This is a genomic window from Kribbella sp. NBC_00662, from assembly GCF_041430295.1.
GTDB lineage: Bacteria > Actinomycetota > Actinomycetes > Propionibacteriales > Kribbellaceae > Kribbella.
This window is the reverse complement of the sequence record NZ_CP109029.1, coordinates 7,589,658-7,611,761: the sequence shown is the minus strand read 5'-3', so window position 1 is coordinate 7,611,761 and position 22,104 is coordinate 7,589,658. Positions and strand designations below refer to the sequence as shown.

Annotated in this window: 18 protein-coding genes; 15 read left to right on the top strand and 3 right to left on the bottom strand. The window is 68.8% G+C overall.

The window, feature by feature from the left end; genetic code table 11:
• Positions 1 to 130 precede the first annotated feature (130 nt).
• Positions 131 to 2,689, top strand: coding sequence for an MXAN_6230/SCO0854 family RING domain-containing protein (locus tag OHA10_RS37405; RefSeq protein WP_371403528.1), 2,559 nt, complete (start codon positions 131 to 133; stop codon positions 2,687 to 2,689).
• 135 nt (positions 2,690 to 2,824) lie between these two features.
• Positions 2,825 to 3,373 (top strand): hypothetical protein, encoded by a 549-nt coding sequence (locus OHA10_RS37400; protein WP_371403527.1) that lies wholly within the window; start codon positions 2,825 to 2,827, stop codon positions 3,371 to 3,373.
• Between the two features lie 101 nt (positions 3,374 to 3,474).
• Here OHA10_RS37400 and OHA10_RS37395 read toward each other — a convergent pair whose 3' ends face one another.
• From OHA10_RS37395 to OHA10_RS37385, 3 genes are read right to left on the bottom strand one after another with little or no spacing between them, the layout of a single operon-like run.
• Positions 3,475 to 4,866 carry a sensor histidine kinase gene (locus OHA10_RS37395; RefSeq protein ID WP_371403526.1) on the bottom strand — a complete coding sequence of 464 codons (1,392 nt, stop codon included), beginning with the start codon at positions 4,864 to 4,866 and terminating at the stop codon, positions 3,475 to 3,477.
• Complete coding sequence (locus OHA10_RS37390) at positions 4,866 to 6,515, bottom strand: FAD-dependent oxidoreductase (protein ID WP_371403525.1); 1,650 nt, start codon at positions 6,513 to 6,515, stop codon at positions 4,866 to 4,868. Before OHA10_RS37390 ends, OHA10_RS37395 begins: the two co-directional genes overlap by 1 nt.
• Before the next feature lie 51 nt (positions 6,516 to 6,566).
• Positions 6,567 to 7,334, bottom strand: a complete 768-nt coding sequence (locus OHA10_RS37385) for a FadR/GntR family transcriptional regulator (protein ID WP_371403524.1) — start codon at positions 7,332 to 7,334, stop codon at positions 6,567 to 6,569.
• A gap of 123 nt (positions 7,335 to 7,457) precedes the next feature.
• On the opposite strand from OHA10_RS37385, the gene OHA10_RS37380 reads away from it, so the two are divergent.
• The 13 genes from OHA10_RS37380 to OHA10_RS37320 all read left to right on the top strand — a co-directional run bounded on the left by OHA10_RS37380 (position 7,458) and on the right by OHA10_RS37320 (position 21,526).
• Complete coding sequence (locus OHA10_RS37380) at positions 7,458 to 8,969, top strand: ABC transporter substrate-binding protein (protein WP_371403523.1); 1,512 nt, start codon at positions 7,458 to 7,460, stop codon at positions 8,967 to 8,969.
• On the top strand, positions 8,966 to 9,913 hold the full coding sequence (locus OHA10_RS37375) for an ABC transporter permease (protein ID WP_371403522.1): 948 nt from the start codon (positions 8,966 to 8,968) through the stop codon (positions 9,911 to 9,913). Before OHA10_RS37380 ends, OHA10_RS37375 begins: the two co-directional genes overlap by 4 nt.
• Positions 9,910 to 10,728 carry an ABC transporter permease gene (locus OHA10_RS37370; protein WP_371403521.1) on the top strand — a complete coding sequence of 273 codons (819 nt, stop codon included), beginning with the start codon at positions 9,910 to 9,912 and terminating at the stop codon, positions 10,726 to 10,728. The genes OHA10_RS37375 and OHA10_RS37370 overlap by 4 nt, the downstream gene beginning before the upstream one ends.
• Complete coding sequence (locus OHA10_RS37365) at positions 10,725 to 11,678, top strand: ABC transporter ATP-binding protein (RefSeq protein ID WP_371403520.1); 954 nt, start codon at positions 10,725 to 10,727, stop codon at positions 11,676 to 11,678. Before OHA10_RS37370 ends, OHA10_RS37365 begins: the two co-directional genes overlap by 4 nt.
• On the top strand, positions 11,671 to 12,558 hold the full coding sequence (locus tag OHA10_RS37360) for an ATP-binding cassette domain-containing protein (protein WP_371403519.1): 888 nt from the start codon (positions 11,671 to 11,673) through the stop codon (positions 12,556 to 12,558). The genes OHA10_RS37365 and OHA10_RS37360 overlap by 8 nt, the downstream gene beginning before the upstream one ends.
• Positions 12,555 to 13,988, top strand: coding sequence for an aldehyde dehydrogenase family protein (locus OHA10_RS37355; RefSeq protein WP_371403518.1), 1,434 nt, complete (start codon positions 12,555 to 12,557; stop codon positions 13,986 to 13,988). Before OHA10_RS37360 ends, OHA10_RS37355 begins: the two co-directional genes overlap by 4 nt.
• 12 nt (positions 13,989 to 14,000) lie before the next feature.
• The gene (locus OHA10_RS37350; protein WP_371403517.1) at positions 14,001 to 14,762 is read left to right on the top strand and encodes an SDR family NAD(P)-dependent oxidoreductase; all 762 of its coding nucleotides are present in this window, start codon (positions 14,001 to 14,003) and stop codon (positions 14,760 to 14,762) included.
• Between the two features lie 11 nt (positions 14,763 to 14,773).
• The gene (locus OHA10_RS37345; RefSeq protein ID WP_371403516.1) at positions 14,774 to 16,174 is read left to right on the top strand and encodes an amidase; all 1,401 of its coding nucleotides are present in this window, start codon (positions 14,774 to 14,776) and stop codon (positions 16,172 to 16,174) included.
• A 2-nt stretch (positions 16,175 to 16,176) separates the two neighbouring features.
• Positions 16,177 to 17,064 (top strand): RNA polymerase subunit sigma-70, encoded by an 888-nt coding sequence (locus OHA10_RS37340; protein ID WP_371403515.1) that lies wholly within the window; start codon positions 16,177 to 16,179, stop codon positions 17,062 to 17,064.
• A 65-nt stretch (positions 17,065 to 17,129) separates the two neighbouring features.
• The gene (locus tag OHA10_RS37335; RefSeq protein WP_371403514.1) at positions 17,130 to 18,611 is read left to right on the top strand and encodes a DUF4118 domain-containing protein; all 1,482 of its coding nucleotides are present in this window, start codon (positions 17,130 to 17,132) and stop codon (positions 18,609 to 18,611) included.
• A gap of 84 nt (positions 18,612 to 18,695) precedes the next feature.
• Positions 18,696 to 19,061 (top strand): response regulator, encoded by a 366-nt coding sequence (locus OHA10_RS37330; RefSeq protein ID WP_371403513.1) that lies wholly within the window; start codon positions 18,696 to 18,698, stop codon positions 19,059 to 19,061.
• A 15-nt stretch (positions 19,062 to 19,076) separates the two neighbouring features.
• On the top strand, positions 19,077 to 19,760 hold the full coding sequence (locus OHA10_RS37325; RefSeq protein ID WP_371403512.1) for a response regulator: 684 nt from the start codon (positions 19,077 to 19,079) through the stop codon (positions 19,758 to 19,760).
• A 137-nt stretch (positions 19,761 to 19,897) separates the two neighbouring features.
• Positions 19,898 to 21,526 carry a glycoside hydrolase family 13 protein gene (locus OHA10_RS37320; RefSeq protein WP_371403511.1) on the top strand — a complete coding sequence of 543 codons (1,629 nt, stop codon included), beginning with the start codon at positions 19,898 to 19,900 and terminating at the stop codon, positions 21,524 to 21,526.
• Positions 21,527 to 22,104: the final 578 nt, after the last annotated feature.

The following is a 22,104-nucleotide window of genomic DNA, read 5'->3' as shown; positions in this document are numbered from 1 at the left end:
TGGACCCCGGTAGCGTTCTCAGTGCCAGGGGCGGCTCCTGGACGTGCTTCCTTCTCCTTCACCAGGCCAAGTAGCGCGTCCGCTCTCCGCCCCTGGCGCCTTCGTCACGGGACGCCAGTGGGGAGACGCCATGCCGGAAGACACAGTGCAGGTCCTGCTGCGCCGCCGCCGGCTCGTCGACGTCACCACGCTGACCCCGGCGGTGCGCCGCACGGCCTGGCAATGGCTCCGCCGTCCGCTCACGGTCCAGACCGGACTCTCCGCCCTCCAGGCCGACCTGATCCAGCGAGGCTTCCTGCTGTCCGTCGGCCTCTACCGGTACTGCGCCTCGCTGTCGGCTCCCGCACTCGCCGGCTTCGGTCGCGCACTACTCGAGTTGCTGGACGCCGAGTCCGGCCACGACACCCATCACACGCCGCTGTTCCGTGGCTTCCCGGAGAGCGTGCCGGGCAACACCGAGACCTTCTACGTCAACCGGGTGTTCGCTCGCCTCCTCCAGGAGCCCGATCAGCCCTGCGTGCTGTGCGGCGACACCAAGACAGTGCATCCGGTCTCGCCGTGTGCCCACCTGGTCTGCCGGACGTGCTGGGACGGTTCCGACCTCAGCGCCTGCCCGCTCTGCCTGCGCCGGATCGATCGCAAGGATCCGTTCCTCAGGCCGTCGTTCGACGAGGAGCAGCCGGCACACGTCCTGTCGGACCGCCTGCGCCTGCTCTCGCCGGCAACGGACGACTCGGCCCGCGAGACGGTCGAGGCGTTGCTGGCGCGGCGCGCACCGCTCTCGGCCGCGGACCGGGCTGACCTGCTGGTGCTGCTCGACGGCGCCGACCCGTCCTGGCTGCCGGACGAGATCCCGGTCCGCGAGACCCGGGCGCTCGTCATCGCACACTTCCTCGCGGACGACCCCGAGCTGATCGACCGCACCGACACCGCGACCGACGTACTGCGGCTGATCTTCGCGTTGATGGACGCCGATCCCGGGCTGCGGACGCCGCCGGCCCGGCGCAAGTCGTTGCCTCGGGCAACCCGGCGGCTGGTGTTGCAGCGGCTGGACCGGATGCCGGTGGAGACGCTGGTCGAGGACCTGCTGCGCCACGAGCGCGCCTGGAAGCGCATCGCGGAGAACCTGCACCCGTTCGAGTTCGCGACCCGCTTCCCGGTCGCGGCGCTCGCGTTCGCAGTCCTTCGCCGGACCGATCTGGATCTCCGGACCGCGGCCGGACGGGCAGTGGCGGGTGAGGCGGCGGCGCAGCCGTTGATCCGCGTCGAGGACGGGCGGCTCGTGATGAGCACGTTCGCCGCGCGGGTCGAGGCCGCCTTCGCGCAGGGCCGTCCCGAGCAGGCGCTCGACCTGCTCCGTGAGCGTCCCGGCGACCTGGTACGCCGTCTGGTGCACCTCGCGCGGGTCCTTCCACCCGAACGGCACGCGATGCTCGTCGAGGCGCTGACGACCGCGGTGTCGGACGTGTCCCCGGCGGTGATCACCGCTGCGCTCGGTCAGGTGCGGACGCCGCCCGGCGATCTGCGGCTTTTCTTCCCGCGTGGCGGGACGGCTCGCATCTGGACGGCCGTCGACGAGCGCGAGCCGTTGCCGGGTGAGCCGGCCCTGGAGCTGTCCGGCGTACTCACCGGTGAGATGTTGCGTCGGGCAACGGATCTGCCGCGGTGGCGGCGGGCGTTCCTGGACGAGGAGCTGGCCCGGCTGGCCGCGCCCGGTTCGGAGCGGAGCGCGTCGTCGAGTCTGCTGCGGATGACGCGGGGGAGTGCGGTGCCGATCCCGCAGGACGAACTGCTGCGCCTGTTCCTGCATTGGGTCGAGCCGGCCGGCCGACGGATCGATCTCGATCTGTCCGTGGCGGTGTTCGACGAGGAGTGGGGCTTCGTCGGGCTCTGCGATTACACGCGACTGCGGTTCGACCAGGACGCGCTGGTGCACTCCGGCGACCTGACGTCGGCCCCGGCTCCGCAGGGATCCACCGAGTTCGTGGACATCGATCTGCGCGCGGTGCGCCGGGTCGACGGGCGTTATGTGCTCCCGGTCGTGTTCAGCTACAACGACGTACCGTTCGATCAGTTGGAGCGCGGGTTCGTTGGGGTGATGCGGCAACCAAACGGCCTGTTCGACCCGGCCGCGGTCGAAGAGCGGTTCGACCTGTCCGGGCCGGCGAAGATCCTGATGCCGTTCGGCGTCGACCTACAGACGAAGGAACTGCGCTGGTACGACGTCAACCTCGGCGCGGCGGGATACGGCCACAACGTCGCGAGGTACGGCGGTCAGCTCGGGCTGATGGCTGCGACGCTGGAGGAAGTGCACGGGGCCGGCGACCGGGTCAGCCTGTGGGAGCTCTGCTGCTGGCACGCTGCTGCGCGCGCCGACGAGATCGCCGTTCGATGTGCCGACGGATCGGTCGTCGGGTATCGGCGGGAGCCGTCCGAGGAGCTAGCGGCGTTCGCGCGGCGGGTGACGGCCCGGTTGGAGCCCGACCGCCGGTGGGACGAGGACGCCGCCGACCGGGCCGATTTCGTCGCGGTTCTGGCCGGTGATGTCACGCCGCGGCCGGGGGCGGAAGTGTATGCGTTGCATCCGCGTCTGCTCGACCACGCGAGTGTGGCGTTGATCGACGCGCCGCACCTGCTGGCCGTGCTCGCGCCTGACACTCGCGCCCGGGCGACCCTGCGCGCTGTCTGAGACGCGGCCCCTGCGCTCGGGCGAGTCTGGCAAGCGCCTGAGAAATGTTTGACAGTTCCGTGACGGAGGCGGGGGTGTCGCTTTGGTGCGCTCCGGAGCAGGAGTACAACGGAATTGACGCGAAGGGAGCCACGAATGACGTACGACGTGGTGGTGCTCATCGAGCGGGAGATGAGCGAGGGCGACGCGCGCCGCGTTGCCGCCCTGTACGCAAGACATGAAGAAGCCGTTGACTACCACCTGCTGGTCTCGAGTCATCCGGACAGCGGGATCGGTGGTCCGATGGCGTTGCTGGGTTCGACGTTCGCGGACGTGGCCGGGATGACCGGCGCGGCGGCCGTGGTCGGCTCGGCGACTGCTCCGTCGGCGCGGGTCGGCCCGGTGGCCGCTCCGAGCCGAGCACCGATGGCCACCCTCGCGGACCCGGCCGTCGACCTCGCGTCGGTGATCGAACACAGTTCGCGCCGCCTCCGGGCCGCCAGCGGGTACCCGGTGCATGTGTCCATCACGCACGGCGAGATCATGCTGGCGTTGATGCAGATGGTGAAAACCACCGGAAGCCGCGAGGTCGTGGTCGTCGCCTGGCCCGAGACCGCGGCCCGGTTCGTCTGCTCCGACTGGTCCACCAAGGCCCGCAAGCTGCTGAAGGTGCCGCGGGTCCGCATTCTCGAGCACGACACCTGAGGACCCGTACCGGACGACAGGAGACAGTTCACGCCAACGGAGCGGGCGGGCTCCACGGCGTCATGGCGCGCACCGCCACTTCTCCTGTCGTTCGGTACGAATCATCCGGTCGTGACCGGCTGCCGCGGCAGCCGCACCTGGAGCGTGGTCCGGCCCGGTTTCGAGGCGATGGTGATCGTGCCGCCGTGATGTTCGGCGACGATTCGTTGCGCGATGTCGAGGCCCAGACCGGTGCCCTTGCCGACGTCCTTGGTCGTGTAGAACGGCTCGAACGCCCGTGCCGCGACCTCGGTCGGCATGCCGCGACCGGTGTCGGTGAACTCGACCACGATCCGGTCGCCGTCGGTGCGTGTCGTGATCCGCAGCGTGCCGGCGCCTTCCATCGCGTCGACCGCGTTGTCGATCAGGTTCGTCCACACCTGGTTGAGCTCGCCTGCGAAAGCGTCGATCCGCGGTACGTCGGCGCCGTACTCGCGGATCACCTCGACGCCGTCGCGGAGCTTGTGCCCGAGCATCACCAGCGTGCTCTCGATGCCCTCGGTCACGTCGATCGTCTGGATCGAACCGCGGTCCATCTGCGAGTACGAGCGGACCGCCGCCACCAGTTCGGTGATCCGCCGCGTCGACTCCTTCACCTCGCCGAGCAACGTCGCCGCGGAGAGCGTGCTGGCGACCCATTCCAGACCAGGTTCCAGGGCATCTCCGAGTACTTCGGCCGCGCGCTCGCACCACTCGACGCCGGCGCCCGCGGCTGCCAACGGCGGCGCGATGAGCCAGTCCTGGGTGACGCCGTGATCGCCGAGCCAGTCCGAGATGAGGTTCTCGTCATCGGCGAGATCGACCGGATCCGGCGCCGCCGTACCGGAGCCGAGCTCGAGCCGCAGCTCGTCCAGTGCACTGAACTGCGCCGCCGAGACCTCGCCCTCCGCGAGCCGGCGCAGGGCCGACAGCAGCGTGACGCACGCGGTGTCGAGCGCACTGACCGAACGGGCCGCCGCCGCGGCCGGATTGTTGATCTCGTGCGCCAACCCGGCCGCCAACGTGCCGAGCGTGATCAGCGACTCCCGCTGCCGGGCAGTCGACTCGATCGCCCGCGCTGTTCCATAGACACCTCTGATGAGATGTCCGGCAAGCGGGAACCACACGTCGATCCGTTCCCGCAGCAGGTCGGTCGGCACCCGCAGTACCCGGCCTTCGGCCAGGCCGCGGCCGCTGGCGAGGTAGACGCCGTGCTCGTCCCAGGCGCGGAACCCACCGGCCCAGCGGCCGGGGACGTCCATCTTGCCCATCACGGTGTCCTCGCGGCCGATCTTGCGGTGCAGCGCGATCACACCGTCGACCAGCACCCACCAGAAGTCCGCGGGCTCGCCTTCGTGGAACAGATCGGCGCCGAGCTCGATCGGCACCTCGGTGCTGCCGTCGATCAGCTCCTCGAGCTGCGTGTCGCTCAGTCCCGCGAAGAGCGGGATGTCTCGCAGATCCTCGGCGCGCATCAGACGGTCGCAAGGTAGCGGTGGACGAGATAGATCGACATGGCGCCTTCACCGACCGCGGAGGCCACCCGTTTCATCGAATCCAGCCGGACGTCGCCGGCCGCGAACACCCCTGGCACGCTGGTCTCCAGCGCGTACGGCGGCCGCGGCAGCGTCCACCGATCGAAGGCGACCACGTCGGGTCCGGTCACCACGAAGCCCTTCTCGTCGCGGACGACGGAGTCGCCGAGCCAATCGGTCCGCGGGATCGCCCCGACGAAGATGAACAGCCAGCTCGCGAGCACCTCGTCGACGCGACCGGTGTCGCGATCGGCCAACGTCAGACCCTCGAGGTGACCGTCGCCCCGGCATCCGACGACTTCGGTCCGGCACCGGACCTCGATGTTCCGCGCGTTGCTGATCTTGTCGATCAAGTACCTCGACATCGAGCTCTCCAGTGAGTCGCCGCGGACCAGGAGTACGACCCGTTTCGCGTAGCGCGAGAGGTTGAGGGCCGCCTGACCGGCCGAGTTCGCCGCGCCCACGACGTACACCTCGTCGTCCTGGACCTGGCTGGCCTCGCTGGCGGTTGCGCCGTAGTAGACGCCGCGGCCGGTGAGGTCCGCGAGGCCGTCGACGTCGAGGCTGCGGTACGAGACGCCGGTCGCGACGATCAGCGCGCGGGCCTCGATCTCGCCCGATCCTTCGAGCAGTACGGCGTGCACGGGGCCGCGGGACTCGAGTCCGACGACCGAACGTGCGAGCACCATCTCGGCGCCGAATCGGGATGCCTGTGCGACGGCTCGTGCGGCCAGGTCGGAGCCGGTGAGTCCGCGCGGGAAGCCGAGGTAGTTCTCGATCGCGGCGCTGAGTCCGGCTTGGCCGCCGGGTGCTTCGCGTTCGACGATCACCGTGCTGAGGCCTTCGGACGCGGCGTACACGCCGGCAGCCAGACCCGCGGGCCCGCCGCCGACGATGCACACGTCGTACAGCGGTTGCTCGGCTCTCGTGCGCAGACCGAGTGCCGACGCGAGGTCGAGGGTGGTGGGGGAGCGGAGGGTGTCGCTCTCCGGGATCAGGACCAGCGGGAGGTCGTTGTCGGAGGCATCGGCCAGGTCTATCAGGCGCTGGGCTTCCGGATCGCGTTCGATGTCGTACCAGCGGTACGGCACGTGGTTGCGGGCCAGGAAGGTCTTGATGTCGTGCGAGCGGTCCGACCAGCGGTTGCCGACGACACGGACATCGGAGACGTGGTCGGGATTGGCCTGCTGCCAGTCGCCGAGCAGGTCGTCGACGACCGGGAACAGCTGATCCTCGGGCGGGTCCCACGGCTTCAGCAGGTAGTAGTCGAGGCCGATGTCGTTGATGGCCCGGATCGCGACTTCGGTGTCGGCGTACGCGGTGAGCAGCAGGTATTTCGCGCTCGGCGCGTGCACGCGGGCGCGTTCGAGCAGCTCGATACCGGTCATGCCGGGCATCCGCTGATCGGTGGCGATCAGCGCGATCGGCTGGTTGCGCAAGGCCAGCTTCGTCAGCGCGGCCAGTGCTTGGTCGCCCGAGGTCGCGCGCACGACGAGGTAGTCGTCGCCGTACCTGCGGCGTAGATCCCGGGAGATCGCCGCCGACACCATCGGGTCGTCGTCGACGGTCAGAATCGCTGGTTTGCTCACGCGGTGCCCCCCACCAGTGAACCGATCCCGTCAGAATGCCACGGGAATACCTCAGTCCTCTATGAGCGCGCGCAAGGTTTCCTGCTCGGAGTCGGGCACGTACCCGCCGTAGTAGTCGTACATGTTCTGGCGGGCCAGGCGAGCGGCGGCGTGGCCGTTGCCGGTGCGGATGGCATCGACGACCTCGGCGTGGTGGTGCAGCGACTCGAGCATCAGGGCCCGGCTGTTCGGCGCGTGGGCGATCTTGTCGGAGATCAGGCTGAGTACGACGCCGCGGACGACCTCGTTGCAGGTCTGGATCAGCGAGTTGCGGCTGATCCGCGCGATCAGCTCGTGGAAGGCGAGGTCGGCCTGGCTGAACGCGTCGAAGTCGACGTCGATCGCGGCTCGCATCGCGACCAGTGTCTCTTCCAGTTCGTCGAGCTCCTCCGGCGTACGCAGCCGGGATGCGACCTGGATCGCGGCGCCGTCCATGATCATCCGGAACCCGATCAGCTCGCTCAGGGTCAGCTCCTCGACGCGGGCCAGGCGGACCATCTGCTTGCGCAGCGCGGACTGGGAGAACGGGAGGATCTCCGGACCGTTCGGGTCGCCGGGGCGGGAGCGGACCACGCCGTTGCTCTCGAGCACCCGCAGCGCCTCGCGGACCGTCGACCGGCTGACCGCGAACTGCGCGACCAGCTCGCGTTCGCTCGGCAGCCGCTGGCCCGGCGCCAGGTCGCCGCGGGCGAGTGCGTCCTCGACCTGTTCGACGATCCGTTGGTACGCGCGCACGGGCTGTACCGGACTGAACTGCAGACGATTCGGTCCAGTTGTCATCCGGCGCACCCCCCTAGTCGCTTGACAGGCACCTGAGCAGGGGACAAATCTAGTGGCCCAGTTGCACCTAGTCCACTGGTCGGACCAGTTGCAGGATCAGCACCGGCCTCTGAAGGAGTTGGCGTGAAGTCGTCGTTTCGCATTCGGGCGGTCGCGTTCGTCGCCTCCGCGGCGGTGCTGGCCCTGACCGCCTGCTCGGCGGGTTCGAGCACCTCCTCGGGCAGTTCGCCGGGCGGGGACCAGAAGCTCTCGATCGGCCTGGTCGCCGAGCCGGCCAGCCTGGACTTCACCACCACCGACGGTGCCGCGATCCCGCAGGCGCTGCTCGGGAACGTGTACGAGACGCTCGTCAAGCAGGACGACTCCGGCAAGATCGTGCCGTCGCTGGCGAAGTCGTGGACTGTCTCGCCGGACCGCAAGACCTACACCTTCGACCTGGTCGACAACGCGAAGTTCACCAACGGCAAGCAGTTCACCGCCAACGACGCGGTGTTCAGCATCAACCGGGTGAAGACCGCGTGGACGACCTCGCTGAAGGCCGCGATGGACGTGGTTTCCGGGGCCAAGGCGCTCTCGCCGACGCAGCTGCAGGTGACGCTGGCCAAGCCGAGCAACGACTGGTTGTTCCGGATGACCACTCGGATCGGCGCGATGTTCTCGGAGAGCGGTGTCAGCGCGCTCGCGACCGACCCGGTCGGCACCGGCCCGTTCAAGTTCTCGAAGTGGAACCGCGGCGACTCGATCGTCATGGTCCGCAACGACGACTACTGGGGCAGCAAGCCGTTCTTCCAGCAGGTCACGCTGAAGTACTTCAAGGACGCGACCGCGCTCAACAACGCGCTGCTGACCAGCACGATCAACGTGATCGGCACGGTCCAGGCGCCGGAAGCGCTCAGCCAGTTCACCAGCAACAGCAAGTACCAGGTGATCGAAGGTACGACGAACGGCGAGGTGCTGCTGTCGTTCAACAACTCCCGCCCGGTGTTCAAGGACCTGCGGACCCGCCAGGCGATCCGGATGGCGATCGACCACAAGGCGCTGCTCGACACCTGCTGGGCCGGTCGCGGCAAGCTGATCGGCAGCATGGTCCCGCCGACCGACCCGTGGTACGAGGACCTCACCGGCGTCGCGCCGTACGACCTGGCCAAGGCGAAGTCGTTGCTGCAGGCCTCCGGCGCGGCCGGCAAGACGCTCCGGCTGCGGCTGCCGACGTTGCCGTACGCAACCTCCTGCGGCCAGGTGGTGAAGAGCATGCTGGAGCAGGCCGGGCTGAAGGTGCAGATCGACCAGCTCGAGTTCCCGGCGGCCTGGCTGACCACGGTCTTCAAGAACGCCGACTACGACATGTCGATCATCGCGCACGTCGAGCCGCGCGACCTCGGTGCGGTGTTCAACGCGAAGTACTACACGCGGTACGACGATCCGACCCTGCAGGGATATCTGGCCGCCGCGGATGTCGGTGACGAGGCCGCGCAGATCGACAACATGAAGAAGGCGGCGCGCCGGCTGTCCGAGCAGGCGGCGGGGGACTGGCTGTTCCTGATCCCGAACCTGATCGTCGCCGACAAGGACATCAAGGGCCTGCCGACCAACGCCATCACCGAGAACTTCGATCTCTCCAAGCTCACCCGATGATTCTCCGCCTGATCGAGCGCACCGGCGTGTTCTTGGTCAGTCTTGCGGTGAGCTCGGTGCTGGTGTTCGCGTTCATGGCGGTGCTGCCCGGCGATCCCGCCCGGGTCGCACTCGGCGTGAACGCATCCGATGAGGCGGTGGCCGAACTGCGGCAGCAGTTCGGCCTCGACCGGCCGCTGCCGACGCAGTACTTCGACTGGCTCGGCGGGCTGCTCCACGGCGACCTCGGTACGTCGTACGTGTCGAAGGTCGCGATCGGTCCGCAGGTGTTCGATCGCCTGCAGGTGACGCTGTGGCTGGTCGTCGCCGGCATGATCATCGCGCTGCTCGTCGCCGTCCCGGCCGGAACGCTGATGGCCGCGCGGCACCGCAAGCTGTCCGGGCTCGCCCTGTCCGCGGTCTCCCAGGTCGGCGTCGCCGTACCGGCGTTCCTGGCCGGGATCCTGCTGATCGTGGTGTTCGCGGTGAAGCTCGGCTGGCTGCCCGCCAACGGCTGGACCCCGCCCGCACAGGACCCCGGGATGTTCCTCAAGCAGCTGATCCTCCCGGCGCTCTCACTCGGCCTGGTCCAAGGCGCCGTGCTCACCCGCTACGTCCGCAGCGCGGTCCTCGACGTCCTCCGCGAGGACTACCTCCGCACCGCCCGAGCCAAAGGCCTGAGGCCCTTTCAAGCCCTCTGGCGCCACGGCCTCCGCAACGCCGCCGTCCCCGTTGTCACAGTCCTGGGCCTCCAGCTCGCGACCCTCCTGATCGGCGCAGTCGTCGTCGAACGAGTCTTCGTCATCCCCGGTCTCGGCAGTCTCCTGCTCGACGGCGTCTCGAACCGCGACCTGCTGCTGGTCCAAGACGTCGTCATGGTCCTCGTCCTCGCCGTCCTCCTGGTCAACTTCGTCGTCGACCTCCTGTACGTCGCCCTCGACCCGCGACTGAGGACGGCATCATGAAGCGCCTGAACCCGAGCCTGGTCGCCGGCGGCGTGATCGTCGGCGTCATCGTCCTGATGGCGCTCATCTCGTTCGTCTGGACGCCGTACGACGCCACGCTGGTCACGCCCGCGTCCCGGTTGCTCGAGCCGTCGTGGTCGCACTGGTTCGGGACCGACAAGTTCGGGCGCGACGTGCTCAGCCAGATCATGGTCGGTTCGCGGACGACGCTGTTCGTCGGCGTGGTCGCGGTCGGTGTCGCAGCGGTGATCGGCGTACCGCTCGGGATCCTGGCCGCGATGGTACGGCGCTGGCCGGGCGAGGTCATCATGCGCGGCAACGATCTGCTGCTCGCGTTCCCGGCGTTGCTGTTGGCAATCATGTTCGGCGCGGTGTTCGGGGCGAGCACGCTGACGGCGATGATTGCCATCGGCATCGCTTCGGTGCCGAGCTTCGCGCGGGTGATCCGGAGCGGCGCGCTGCAGGTGATGCGGACCGAGTACGTGCTCGCCGCCCGCGCCGCCGGGCGACGCCCGTGGCCGATCGCGGTCCGGCACGTACTGCCCAACGTGACCAGTCTGATCACCGTGCAGGCCTCGGTGTCGTTCGCGATCGCAGTACTGGCGGAGGCGGCGCTCTCGTTCCTCGGATACGGCACGCCACCGCCGACACCGTCGTGGGGCCGGATGCTGCAGGAGAGCCAGGAGTTCCTGTTCAGCGCCCCCCGGCTGGCGATCTTCCCCGGTATCGCGATCGCCATCGCCGTACTCGGCTTCAACCTGCTCGGCGACGGCCTCCGGGACCGCTTCGACCCGAAACTGGAGGACCGCCGATGAGCGACGTACTGACGGTCCGCGGGTTGTCCGTCAAGGTCCGCGACACGACGCTGGTGTCCGACGTGGACCTGACCGTCGGCGCGGGGGAGCGGGTCGGGCTGATCGGCGAGTCGGGCTCGGGCAAGTCGTTGACGGCGTTGAGCGTGCTCGGACTGCTTCCCGAGGACGTGTACGCCGGAGGCTCCGTCCGCCTCGACGGCGTCGACCACGAGCTGATCGGTGCCGACGAACGCCAGATGTCGCAGGTTCGCGGCCGTGACATCGCGATGGTCTTCCAGGAGCCGATGACCGCGCTCAACCCGACCATGCGGATCGGCGACCAACTCGCCGAGGCGATGCTGATCCACAACACCAGACCCAAGTCCGCGGCCCGTGCGGCCGCCGCTGAGCTGCTCGAACGCGTGCAGCTCCCGACCGACACCCTGCGCGCGTACCCACACCAACTCTCCGGTGGCCAACGGCAACGAGTGGTCCTGGCGCTTGCCCTCGCCAACGATCCCTCCCTGCTGATCTGCGACGAGCCGACGACCGCCTTGGACGTGACCGTCCAGGCTCTCGTCCTCGACCTGATCGTTCGCGGCGTCATGGACCGGTCGTCCGCACTCCTCTTCATCACCCACGACCTCGCCGTCGTCGCGACCGTCTGCGAGCGTGTCCTGGTGATGTACGGCGGACGCGTCGTCGAATCCGGTCCTGTCGCCGATGTGTTCACGCGCCCCCGCCACCGCTACACCCAGGGCCTGCTCGCGGCATCCGACCTCGACACGACTGCCCGTCGGCTGACGACGATCCCCGGCAACGTGCCACCCGCGGGCAAGTTCCCGTCGGGTTGTGTCTTCCGGACCCGCTGCGCCTACTCCACCGCACTCTGCGAGGAGATGCCGCCGTGGTCAGGCGACGATGCGGAGGGCTTCGCCTGCCACCATCCCGCGGGGGTGACGGATGCCTGAGCACCCGCCGACGCCTGAGCACATCCCGACGACGCGTGAGTTCGAGACGCCGACCGCTATCCAGGTCGTCGATCTCGTCCGCGACTACCCGCGGCCGCGGACCTCTCTCTTCCAGCCGGCGCCCGTCGTGCACGCGCTCCGTGGCGTGAGCCTGGAGATCAAGCAGGGCGAGCGATTCGGCATCGTCGGTGAGTCCGGCTGCGGCAAGTCCACACTGCTCCGGATCATCGCGGCCCTCGACCGCGCGACCTCCGGGAATGTGATTGTCGAAGGCACCGATATCACCCGGTTGTCCGACCGCCGGCTGCGTTTCCTCCGGGAGAACCTGCAGCTCGTCTTCCAGGACCCGATGAGTTCGCTCGACCCACGGATGCGGGTCCGCGACATCATCGCCGAACCGCTCGTCGTCCAAGGCCATCCCGCCTCGGGCGAGCGCGTCCGAGAGCTGCTCGAGGCGGTCGGTCTGTCCGCCGACGCCGGCAACCGGTACCCGCACCAGTTCTCCGGCGGTCAGCGGCAGCGCATCTCGATCGCCCGGGCGCTCGCGCCGCGACCGCGCATCCTGATCGCGGACGAGCCGGTCAGCGCCCTCGACGTATCGGTCCGGGCCCAGGTCCTGAACCTGATCTCCGACCTGGTCGACGAACTCAACCTCACGCTGGTGTTCGTCTCTCACGACCTGTCCGTGATCAAGCACGTCTGCGACCGCGTGGCGGTGATGAATGCCGGCCAGATCGTCGAGACCGGCTACACCGGCGACGTGTACGCCGCCCCGCAGCACCCGTACACGCAACGCCTGGTCTCGGCCATCCCGACGCTTCAGCGCGCCCTGTCCGGCGCGACCACGTCCGACCTGCTCGCGAAGGGAGATCCAGCGTGAAGTTCCCAGCCGGCCTGCCGATCGGTGAAGCCTGGGTCGACGCACCGGCAACCGCTCCGGTGATCTTCCCGTACGACGGTTCGACGGTCGCGGACGCGCCGGTCGGTGACGTCGAGCTGGCGCGGGCGGCGCTCGACAACGCCCTGTCCGTCCGCGAAACGGTCGGGCGGCTCCCGTCGTACCTGCGCCGGAAAGTCCTGCAGAGCGTGCATTCCGCGGTCCTTGCTGCGCGCAACGAGTTTGTGGATCTGCTGGTGCTCGAGACCGGCAAGCCGCTCGTCGACTGCCGGGTGGAGATCGATCGGACGCTGCTCACGCTGGAGACGTCGGCCGAGGAGGTCGCCCGGCTGCACGGTGAGACGGTGCCGCTCGATCTGCTGCCGAGTGGCGAGGGCCTGCAGGGGTTCTGGGTGCGTAAGCCGATCGGTGTCGTCGTCGGGATCACCGGGTTCAACTACCCACTGCTGCTGGCGGCGCACAAGATCGCACCGGCGTTCGCGGCCGGGTGCCCGATCATCGTGAAGCCGGCGCCGCAGACGCCGCTGGCCACGCTCTGGTTGACCCACCTCATGCGGTCGGCGCTTGCCGATGCGGGAGGTCCGGAGAGTGCTGTTCAATTGGTGACCGGTGGAGCCGACGTCGGTGCGACGCTCACGACAGATGGTCGAGTTGGTGCCGTCTCGTTCACCGGATCGGCCGCCGTCGGTCACCGCATCGCGCGCGACGCCGCCCCGACGAAGGTCCTCCTCGAACTCGGCTCGAACTCCGCGCTGGTCGTTGCCGAGGACGCCGATCTGGACGCGGCCGCCGATGCGATCGTTCGCGGCGGGTACTACGCCTCCGGGCAGGCCTGCATCTCCGTCCAGCGCGTGATCGCGGTCGAGTCGATCCGGTCGGATCTGCTCGAGAAACTCGGTGCCCGACTGCCGACCGTCGTCGTCGGCGACCCACGCGACCCGTTGACGCGGGTGTCCGCGTTGATCAACCCCGCGTCGACCGCTCGCGTTCGTGAGTGGGTCGGAGATGCGGTTCACGCCGGTGGGTCGATCGCGTACGAGGCGCCGGGTGACGTGCTCGGGCCGATCGTGCTGACCGACGTACCGGATGGTCTGCCTGCCTGGGACGAGGAGATCTTCGGACCGGTCATCGCGGTGCGATCGGTACCGGACGTCGACAGCGCGCTGCGGGCCGTGAACGAGACGCGGTACGGCTTGCACGCGAGCGTCTTCACTTCCTCGCTGGACACGGCGTTCGCGGCGATCGACCGGCTCGAGGTCGGGGGAGTGGTGATCAACGATGTACCTGGGTTCCGCTCCGATGTGATGCCGTACGGCGGGGTGAAGGACTCCGGCACCGGCCGCGAGGGACCGCGCTTCGCGATCGAGGAACTGACCACAACCCGCATGGCGATCATCCGTCCACGCCCGTGAGAGGTGGCCCGTATGGAGTACGCGAATCTGTTCCGGCTTGAGGGGAAGCACGCGCTGGTGATCGGCGCGGGGAGCGGGATCGGGCGCGAGAGTGCGTCGGCGCTGGCTGCTTTTGGTGCGCGAGTGACGTGCGCGGACCGGGATCTCGCGGCGGCTCGTGCGACGGCCGGGTCCGAGCTCACGGCGTACGAGCTGGATGTGCTGGACGACGCGGCGATCGCGCGGGCGGTCGACGAGCTGGATCCCGTGGACGTGCTGGTGTTCACCGCGGCGACCAACGTGCGGAAGCGGATGCTCGACTACACCGGCGAGGAGTTCGACCGGGTGGTGTCGCTGAACCTGCGGGCCTCGTTCGAGCTGATCCGCGCGTTCGGGCGGGGGATGGCGGAGCGGGGGAGCGGCAGCATCATCGGGTTCAGCTCGATCCGCGGGACCACGGTCGAGCCGGGGCAATCGGTGTATGCGGCAACGAAGGCCGGCCTCGTGCAGTTGCTGCGTACGGCGGCGGCCGAGCTCGGGCCGTCCGGCGTACGGGCGAACGCGATCGCGCCCGGCGTCGTCGAGACCCCGCTCACCGCGCAGATCAAGGCCGATCCCGCGTGGTACGACGCGTACGCGCAGAAGGGCGCACTCGGGCGATGGGCCCAACCGAGCGAGCTCGCCGGCGCGGTCGTGTACCTCGCGTCCGACGCCGCGAGCTTCGTGACCGGGAGTGTCCTCGCGGTCGACGGCGGCTGGACCGCGGTCGACGGCCGCTTCGACCCACCGAACTGAGGGGTGTGTGCATGAGTCTCGCCGACCTGACGGCCGTTGAACTGCTGGCGAAGTACCGCGACGGCTCGGTGTCACCTGTCGAGGTGATCGAGGACGTCCTCGCTCGAGTGGACGCCGTCGAACCACAGATCTGTGCGTTGTACGCGCTTGACGCCGAGGGAGCACGGGCGGCGGCGCTCGAGTCCGAGCGACGCTGGCGGGACGGTACGGCGGGCGCGTTGGACGGCATACCGGTGACGGTGAAGGAGAACATCGCGACCCGGGGTACGCCGGTGCCGCAGGGGACGGCGGCGACCTTGTTGACCCCGGCGGTCGAGGATGCGCCGGCGGCGGCCCGGTTGCGGGAGGCCGGCGCGGTGATCTTCAGCAAGACGACGATGCCGGAGTACGGGATGCTGTCGTCGGGGGTGTCGACGTTCCATCACCTGACACGGAATCCGTGGGATGTCTCGCGGACAGCTGGTGGATCGAGCGCGGGCGCGGCGGCTGCTGCGGCGGCTGGGTATGGGCCGATCCACATCGGCACTGACATCGGTGGGTCGATCCGGTTGCCGGCTGGGTGGTGTGGGCTGGTCGGGCTCAAGCCGACGCATGGTCGGGTCGCGGTCGGCAATCCGTACCCGGGGCGGGCGATCGGGCCGTTGACGCGGACGGCGCCTGATGCGGCGCTGGCGTTGTCGGTGATGTCGGGGTACGACCCGCGTGATCACACGTCGTTTCCTGCTTCGGACGGTGGCTTCTCGGACGGTGGCTCTTCGGTCGACGGCTTCTCGGTCGGGCTCGGCGGGCTGCGGGTGGCGTTGCTGCTCGATGCCGGGGTCGGGTTGCCGGTTGATCCGGCGGTCGTCGCGGCGGTCTCGGCGGCGGCCGACGTACTCTCGAAGGCGGGCGCTCTGGTCGAGCCGATCGACCCGATCATCACGCGGGACATGCTCGACGGGCTCGATCGTTTCTGGCGGATCCGCTCCGCGACGGACATCGCCGCGCTGCCCGAGGAGCGGCGTGCGAAGGTGCTCCCGCAGATCCGCGAGTGGGTGTCGACGGCGGGGGATCTGTCCGGGTCCGACGTGTTCCAGGGGTACAGCCAGATGGGCGCGATGGCGGCTGCGGTCGGGCGGGTGTTCACGGCGTACGACGTGATTCTGTCGCCGGTCGCGCCGATCACCGCGTTCCCGGCGGAGCTCGCGTATCCGACCGACGACCCGTCGAAACCGTTCGAGCACATCGGGTTCACGGTCCCGTACAACATGTCGCAGCATCCGGCGACCACGGTGAACGTCGGGTGGTCCGCTTCCGGGCTGCCCATTGGCGCACAGCTCGCCGTACCGCATCATCAGGACATGAGGGCACTCGCACTGGCCGGCTACCTCGCCGACCACCAGACCGACCACCGGGCCTGGCCGATGGAGTAGCCATGAACGACTCCAGCTTGATCGCCCACTGCTACCGCCTGCTCGGCTCCACCACCGAAGCAATCGAGATCGCAACCGAGGTGACCGCCCGCCCCAGCACCGGTGCTGGTGGTGGTGCGAGTGGGGTTGGCGGTGGGGTTGTGGAGGCTGCCACTCTCGCCTGTCTCACCCGCGCCGGGAGCCGCCCGCTCCCGTCCGACCTGGCCGCTCCGAGTGCGCATCCGGAGGGCGCGCTCTCGGAGAGTTCCGAGATCCTCTGGCTCGAGCCGATCCCCGAGCACCTGATGGACGGCCGTCCGATCGACCTCGGCCTGATCGCCGCCCTCCAACGCATCCCACCGCGCGAACGAGCCGCCACCATCCTCCACGACATCGAGGGCTGGCCCGAGGACCGCATCACGACCCTGCTGGGCGACGTACGTCCCACCCCGCTCACCGTCAGACCAAGCGCCGCCGTCCCGGACGAAGCCTTGCTGGCCCGCTACCGAGCCGCCTTCGAGCAGTACGACGTACCAGCGATCGTCACCCTCTTCACCGACGACGCGATCTGGGAGATGCCGCCGTTCACCTCCTGGTTCCGCGGCGCCCGCGACATCGGCCGCCTCATCACCACCCACTGCCCAGCCGAACACCCCGGCGACCAGTACCTAGTCCCCCTGAAAGCAAACGGCCTCCCCGCCTTCGCCGTCTACATGCGAGACCCTCGCGACAACATCCACCACGCCTTCCAGATCCAGGTCCTAACCCTCACCGCGACCGCGATCGTCCACGCAGTCGCCTTCTTCGACCTGTCCCTCTTCCAAACCTTCCACCTACCAGACCTACTCCAAGGCCTCCCACCCAACCCCTATGACGGCACCCTCCGCCCCCACATAGAACGCCGCCACTGACGGTGCAGTGGTCGTCAGTGTGCGGGGCTATCGGTTAGCGTTCGTTCAGGGGAAAGTGTGGTGGGATGGAGCGGCGCCGGACGAGCTCAGCGGTTGCGCGCCGGCTGGCTGGACTGCTCGCAGCCGGCCTGCTGGTTGCTGCCGTGACCGGGCTCATCAAGCTCGGCGAGCCCCACGTCCCGACACTCAGCCTGCTGGTGCTCTATCTGCTCGCGGTACTGCCCATCGCGATCTTCTGGGGTACGCCGCTCGCCGTGGTCACGGCCGTGCTCAGCGTGTGGGCGTACGCGTACTTCTTCGTCAGCCCGCTGCACTCGCTCCTGCTTGCCGACGCCCAGAACGCGATCGGCTTGGGTGTGTTTCTCGTGACGGCTGTGGTCGTGGGCGAGCTTGCGGCTCGGCTCCGGCGGGCGGCGCTGGAGGCCCAACGGCTGTCGAACGAACAATCCGCGCTCCGGCGGGTCGCCACTCAGGTGGCTCAAGGGGTGACGCCGAGTGTCCTGTTCACAGCCGTGACCGAAGAGGTGGGGCGACTCTGCGGCGCCGATCTCGCGCGGATGGAGCGGTACGAACCGGACGGGACGGTCACCGGTGTCGCGGCCTGGAGCCGTGTGCCCGCCCATCTGGCCGTCGGTGAGCGGTTCGATCTCGACGGCCTGAGCATCGCCCGTGAGGTACGCCGACGCGCCGGACCGATCCGGCTGGACAGCTTCGCCGGTGCATCGGGCGCGATCGCGCAGGAGGCGCAGAGCATCGGAATCCGTTCCTCGATCGGCTGCCCGGTCACCGTGGGCGGCCGGCTGTGGGGTGTCGTTGCCGCCTCCAAGACCAACGACATACCCTTCCCGGCCGCGACCGAGGCACAGATCGCGGGCTTCACCGAGCTCGTCGCCACCGCGATCGAGAACGCGGAGGCCCGGGCCGAACTGATGGCATCCCGCGCCCGCGTGGTGGTCACCGCCGACCGGACGCGCCGCCAGATCGAGCGCAATCTGCATGACGGCGCACAGCAGCGGCTCGTCTCACTCGCGCTCCGGCTGCAGACAGCCCAGACGAAGGTGCCGCCTGAGTTGTCCGAGCTCACCGCGGAGCTGGACCAGGTGCATGGCGGACTGACCGACGCCCTGGACGAGCTCCGCGAGACGGCGCGCGGAATCCACCCGGCGATCCTCGCCGAGGGCGGCCTCAGCCCGGCACTGAAGTCACTGGGCCGCCGGTCGACGATCCCCATCCGCCTGACGCTCCGTGCGCAGCCGCGCCTGTCGGAGCGGCTCGAGGCGAGCGCCTATTACTTCGTGTCCGAGGCTCTGACCAACGCGGCGAAACACTCGCACGCTTCGCTGGTCGTGGTCACCACCGACATCACCGGCGACGCGCTCCGCGTCGAGATCCGCGACAACGGACAAGGCGGCGCGGACTTCAGCCGGGGCACCGGGCTGCTCGGCCTCCGCGACCGGGTGGAAGCACTGGGCGGCCGGCTGAACCTCGACAGTCCCCGCGGCGCCGGAACCACCTTGACCGCCGAGTTCCCGCTGACCGGCAGCTGACGTCCGCCGGAGCCAACGTTCGATTGCACAGAGAGTCGCGTTAGCTGGAATGCGCCGGGGCCTCCGGCGCGTGATTCTGGAGCCATGGGGTTGCGCTGCTTCATCGTCGACGACAGCACTGACTTCCTCGACGCCGCCCGGTCCCGCCTCGAAAGTGACGGGGTCACCGTGGTCGGAGTCGCCTCGACGATCGACGAGGCGCTGGCGCGACTGGACGGCGCCGAACCCGACGTCGTACTCGTCGATGTGAACCTCGGCAGCGAGAGTGGCCTCGACCTGGCCCGGCGGATCCAGACCGAGACGAATGTGGACCCGGCGCAGGTCGTTCTGATCTCCACCCACGCGGCGGAGGACCTGATCGATCTCGTCGAGAGCGTGCCGGCCGCGGCTCTGCTGTCCAAGACAGCGTTGTCAGGTGTCGCTCTTCGCCGGATCCTCGACGACAGGTAGGTCTACCGTGGGGAGATGACGATCGACTCGGCCGTCGACGGCGGTGCGACACGCACCCGCGTCGTCCTGGCCGAGGACGACGTACTCCTGCGCCAGGGGCTGGCCAGCCTCCTCGGGCAGGCGGGGTTCGAGGTCGTCGGACAGACCGGTGACAGTGTGTGGATCCTCCCGCTGGTGCGGGACCTTTCGCCCGACCTGGTCGTGGTGGACATCCGGATGCCGCCGACGCACAGCACCGAAGGGCTGGACGCCGCCCGGGAGATTCGGCGCGAGTTCCCGGCCACCGGGATCCTCGTCCTGTCGGCCCACGCCGAGGTCGAGCACGCCATGGAGCTGCTCGCGTCCGGCCAGCGGATCGGCTACCTCCTGAAGAGCCGGGTGACGGATGTGGGCGACTTCATCGAGACGATGGAGCGGATCCTCAGAGGTGGCTCGGTGATGGACCCTGCCCTGGTCCAGGAACTGGTCAACGCCCGCCGGGACGGCGACCCGCTCGCCGAGCTCAGTCCACGAGAGCACGAAGTACTCGCACTGATGGCCGAGGGTCGCTCCAACTCGGGCATCGCACGCCGGCTGTGGGTGACCGAAGCGACGGTGGAAAAGCATGTCCGGCACGTCTTCGCCAAGCTGCGCCTCCCCGAGACCAGCGACGACCATCGCCGGGTGCTGGCTGTGGTCCGGTATCTCGACGCCCACTGAGTACCGGTCAGCCAGACCCAGGATTCCGGTTAGCGGGTAGCCCGTCTGGACGCTGGCCTTGCTGACGACCGCCCTCCGATGGCGGATCGTAGTGACGAGATCAACGGCCTGGGGAACGACCAGAGGGACCGATCGCGATGTTCACGACAAGGCCCCGGCCCGGAGCCGACTGGTGGCGGACCGCCGTCATCTACCAGGTCTACCTGCGCAGCTTCCACGACTCCGACGGCGACGGTGTCGGTGATCTGGCCGGCGTCCGCGCGAAGCTCCCGTACCTGCAGGCCCTGGGAGTGGACGGCATCTGGCTCAACCCGTTCTACCCCTCACCGCAGCACGACCACGGGTACGACGTCTCCGACTACTTCTCGGTCGATCCCCGCTACGGCACCCTCGACGGTTTCGACCGTCTGGTTGACGACGCGCATCGGCACGACATCAAGGTCCTCATCGATCTTGTCCCGAACCACTGCTCGACCGAGCATCCCTGGTTCGCCGCGGCGCTGGCCGCAGGCCCGGGGAGCCCTGAGCGCGAGTGGTTCCACTTCGCCGACGGCCGGGGCGAGGAACCGCCCAACAACTGGCGCTCCGTCTTCGGCGGCCCGGCCTGGCAACAGGTCCCCGACGGCCAGTGGTACCTGCACAGCTTCGCGCCGGAGCAGGCCGACTTCAACTGGCGCCACCCCGACGTGGCGGCGTACTTCGAGCAGGTACTGCGATTCTGGCTCGAGCGCGGCGTCGACGGCGTCCGAATCGACGTGGCGCACGGGTTGCACAAGGCGGCCGGACTGCCGGACCACGGGCAGGCGATCGACGACGAGGTCACCGGCGACCCGCTCAACCCGCACGCGTGGAACCAGCCCGAGGTGCACGACGTCTGGCGCCGTTGGCGGCAGATCGCCGATGGATACTCGGCCTTCACCGGCCGCGAACGCGTGCTGATCGGCGAGGTCGGCGTACTGGACACCCGGCAACTCGCGCTGTACCAGCGGCCGGACGAACTGCATCAGACCTTCTACTTCGAGTTCCTGCGCGCGCACTGGGACGCGCAGATTCTCTCCGACGTCGTCGACCGCGGGCTGGGTACGATCCAGGACGCCGGCTCCTCGGTCGCCTGGGTGCTGAACAACCACGACATGCCGAGATCCGTCACCCGCTACGGCGGTGGGGCCCCGGGCGCACACGCCGGGGACGTCGATCTCGGGACCGCACGTGCGCGGGCGAGTGCGCTGCTGATGCTCGCGCTGCCGGGAGCGGCGTACCTCTATCAAGGCGAAGAGCTCGGTCTGCCCGAGGTCACGGATCTGCCGGACAGTGTGCTCACCGATCCGATGTTCCACCGCAGCAACGGGGCGCGGCGGGGCCGGGACGGCTGCCGGATTCCCTTGCCCTGGTCGGCCGGCCAGGACGCTTTCGGATTCTCCCGGTCAGATCCCTGGTTGCCGCAGCCTGACTGGTTCGCCCTGCACGCTGTGGACCATCAACTGGGCTGGGGCGAATCGATGCTGCATCTGTACCGCGAGGCACTCGGTCTGCGCAGGCGGCTTCCGGCACTGGCTTCGAACGACTTCGAATGGCTGGCGACCGAACCCGGCGTACTGGCCTTCACCCGCGGCGACGGCTTCTGCTGCGTCGTCAACTGCTCGTCGAGAGTGGTCGCTGTCCCGGTCGACGGCGAACTACTGCTCGCGAGTCACCAGGAAGCGGGCGACAAACTCTCGCCCAACAGCGCGGCGTGGTACCTGCTGTCGTCGCCGACCCCCACATAGCAGGCGGGCCTGGCGTCTTGAGAACCCCTCCAACACCTCGGCGCCAGGCCTGCCCTTCCAAGGAGTTCCGATGCGACAGATTCGGATAACCAAAGTCGTTCGCAGAAAAGACAGACGGTACGACGACGACGCGGTGCTCCCGCTCGACCCCAGGGACCCGGACATCGTCCGAGCCAAGCAAGCACAACTCAGACGTACCGGGTCAGCCGGTAAATGAGCTCCTGGACCTTTGTGCCGACGGGGGTGTCGGTGTAGATCTGGTGGATGTTCGACGGACTCAGCAGGTTCAGCGGCTAGCCGACGTGCGGCGACTGCTGTTCACGACGTCTCCTGAGACTGAATGGCCTTGAGCATAAGGGATTCGACGGACGGATGGCCGTTGCTCCGTCGCTGCTCCGTGAGCCGTGCGGCGAGTCGTTCCAGCCGGCGGTCGACCGCCTGCCTGGCGCGCCCCTCGGAGTGGTCTGCCATCCCTCCAGCTGAACCGCAGCTCCATCGCCTGGAGTTCGCCGTCCAGTCGCTCCCATGGCAGTGAGATGGTCGTGGTGCCGACGCTTCGCTCGGAGTGTCGAACTGCC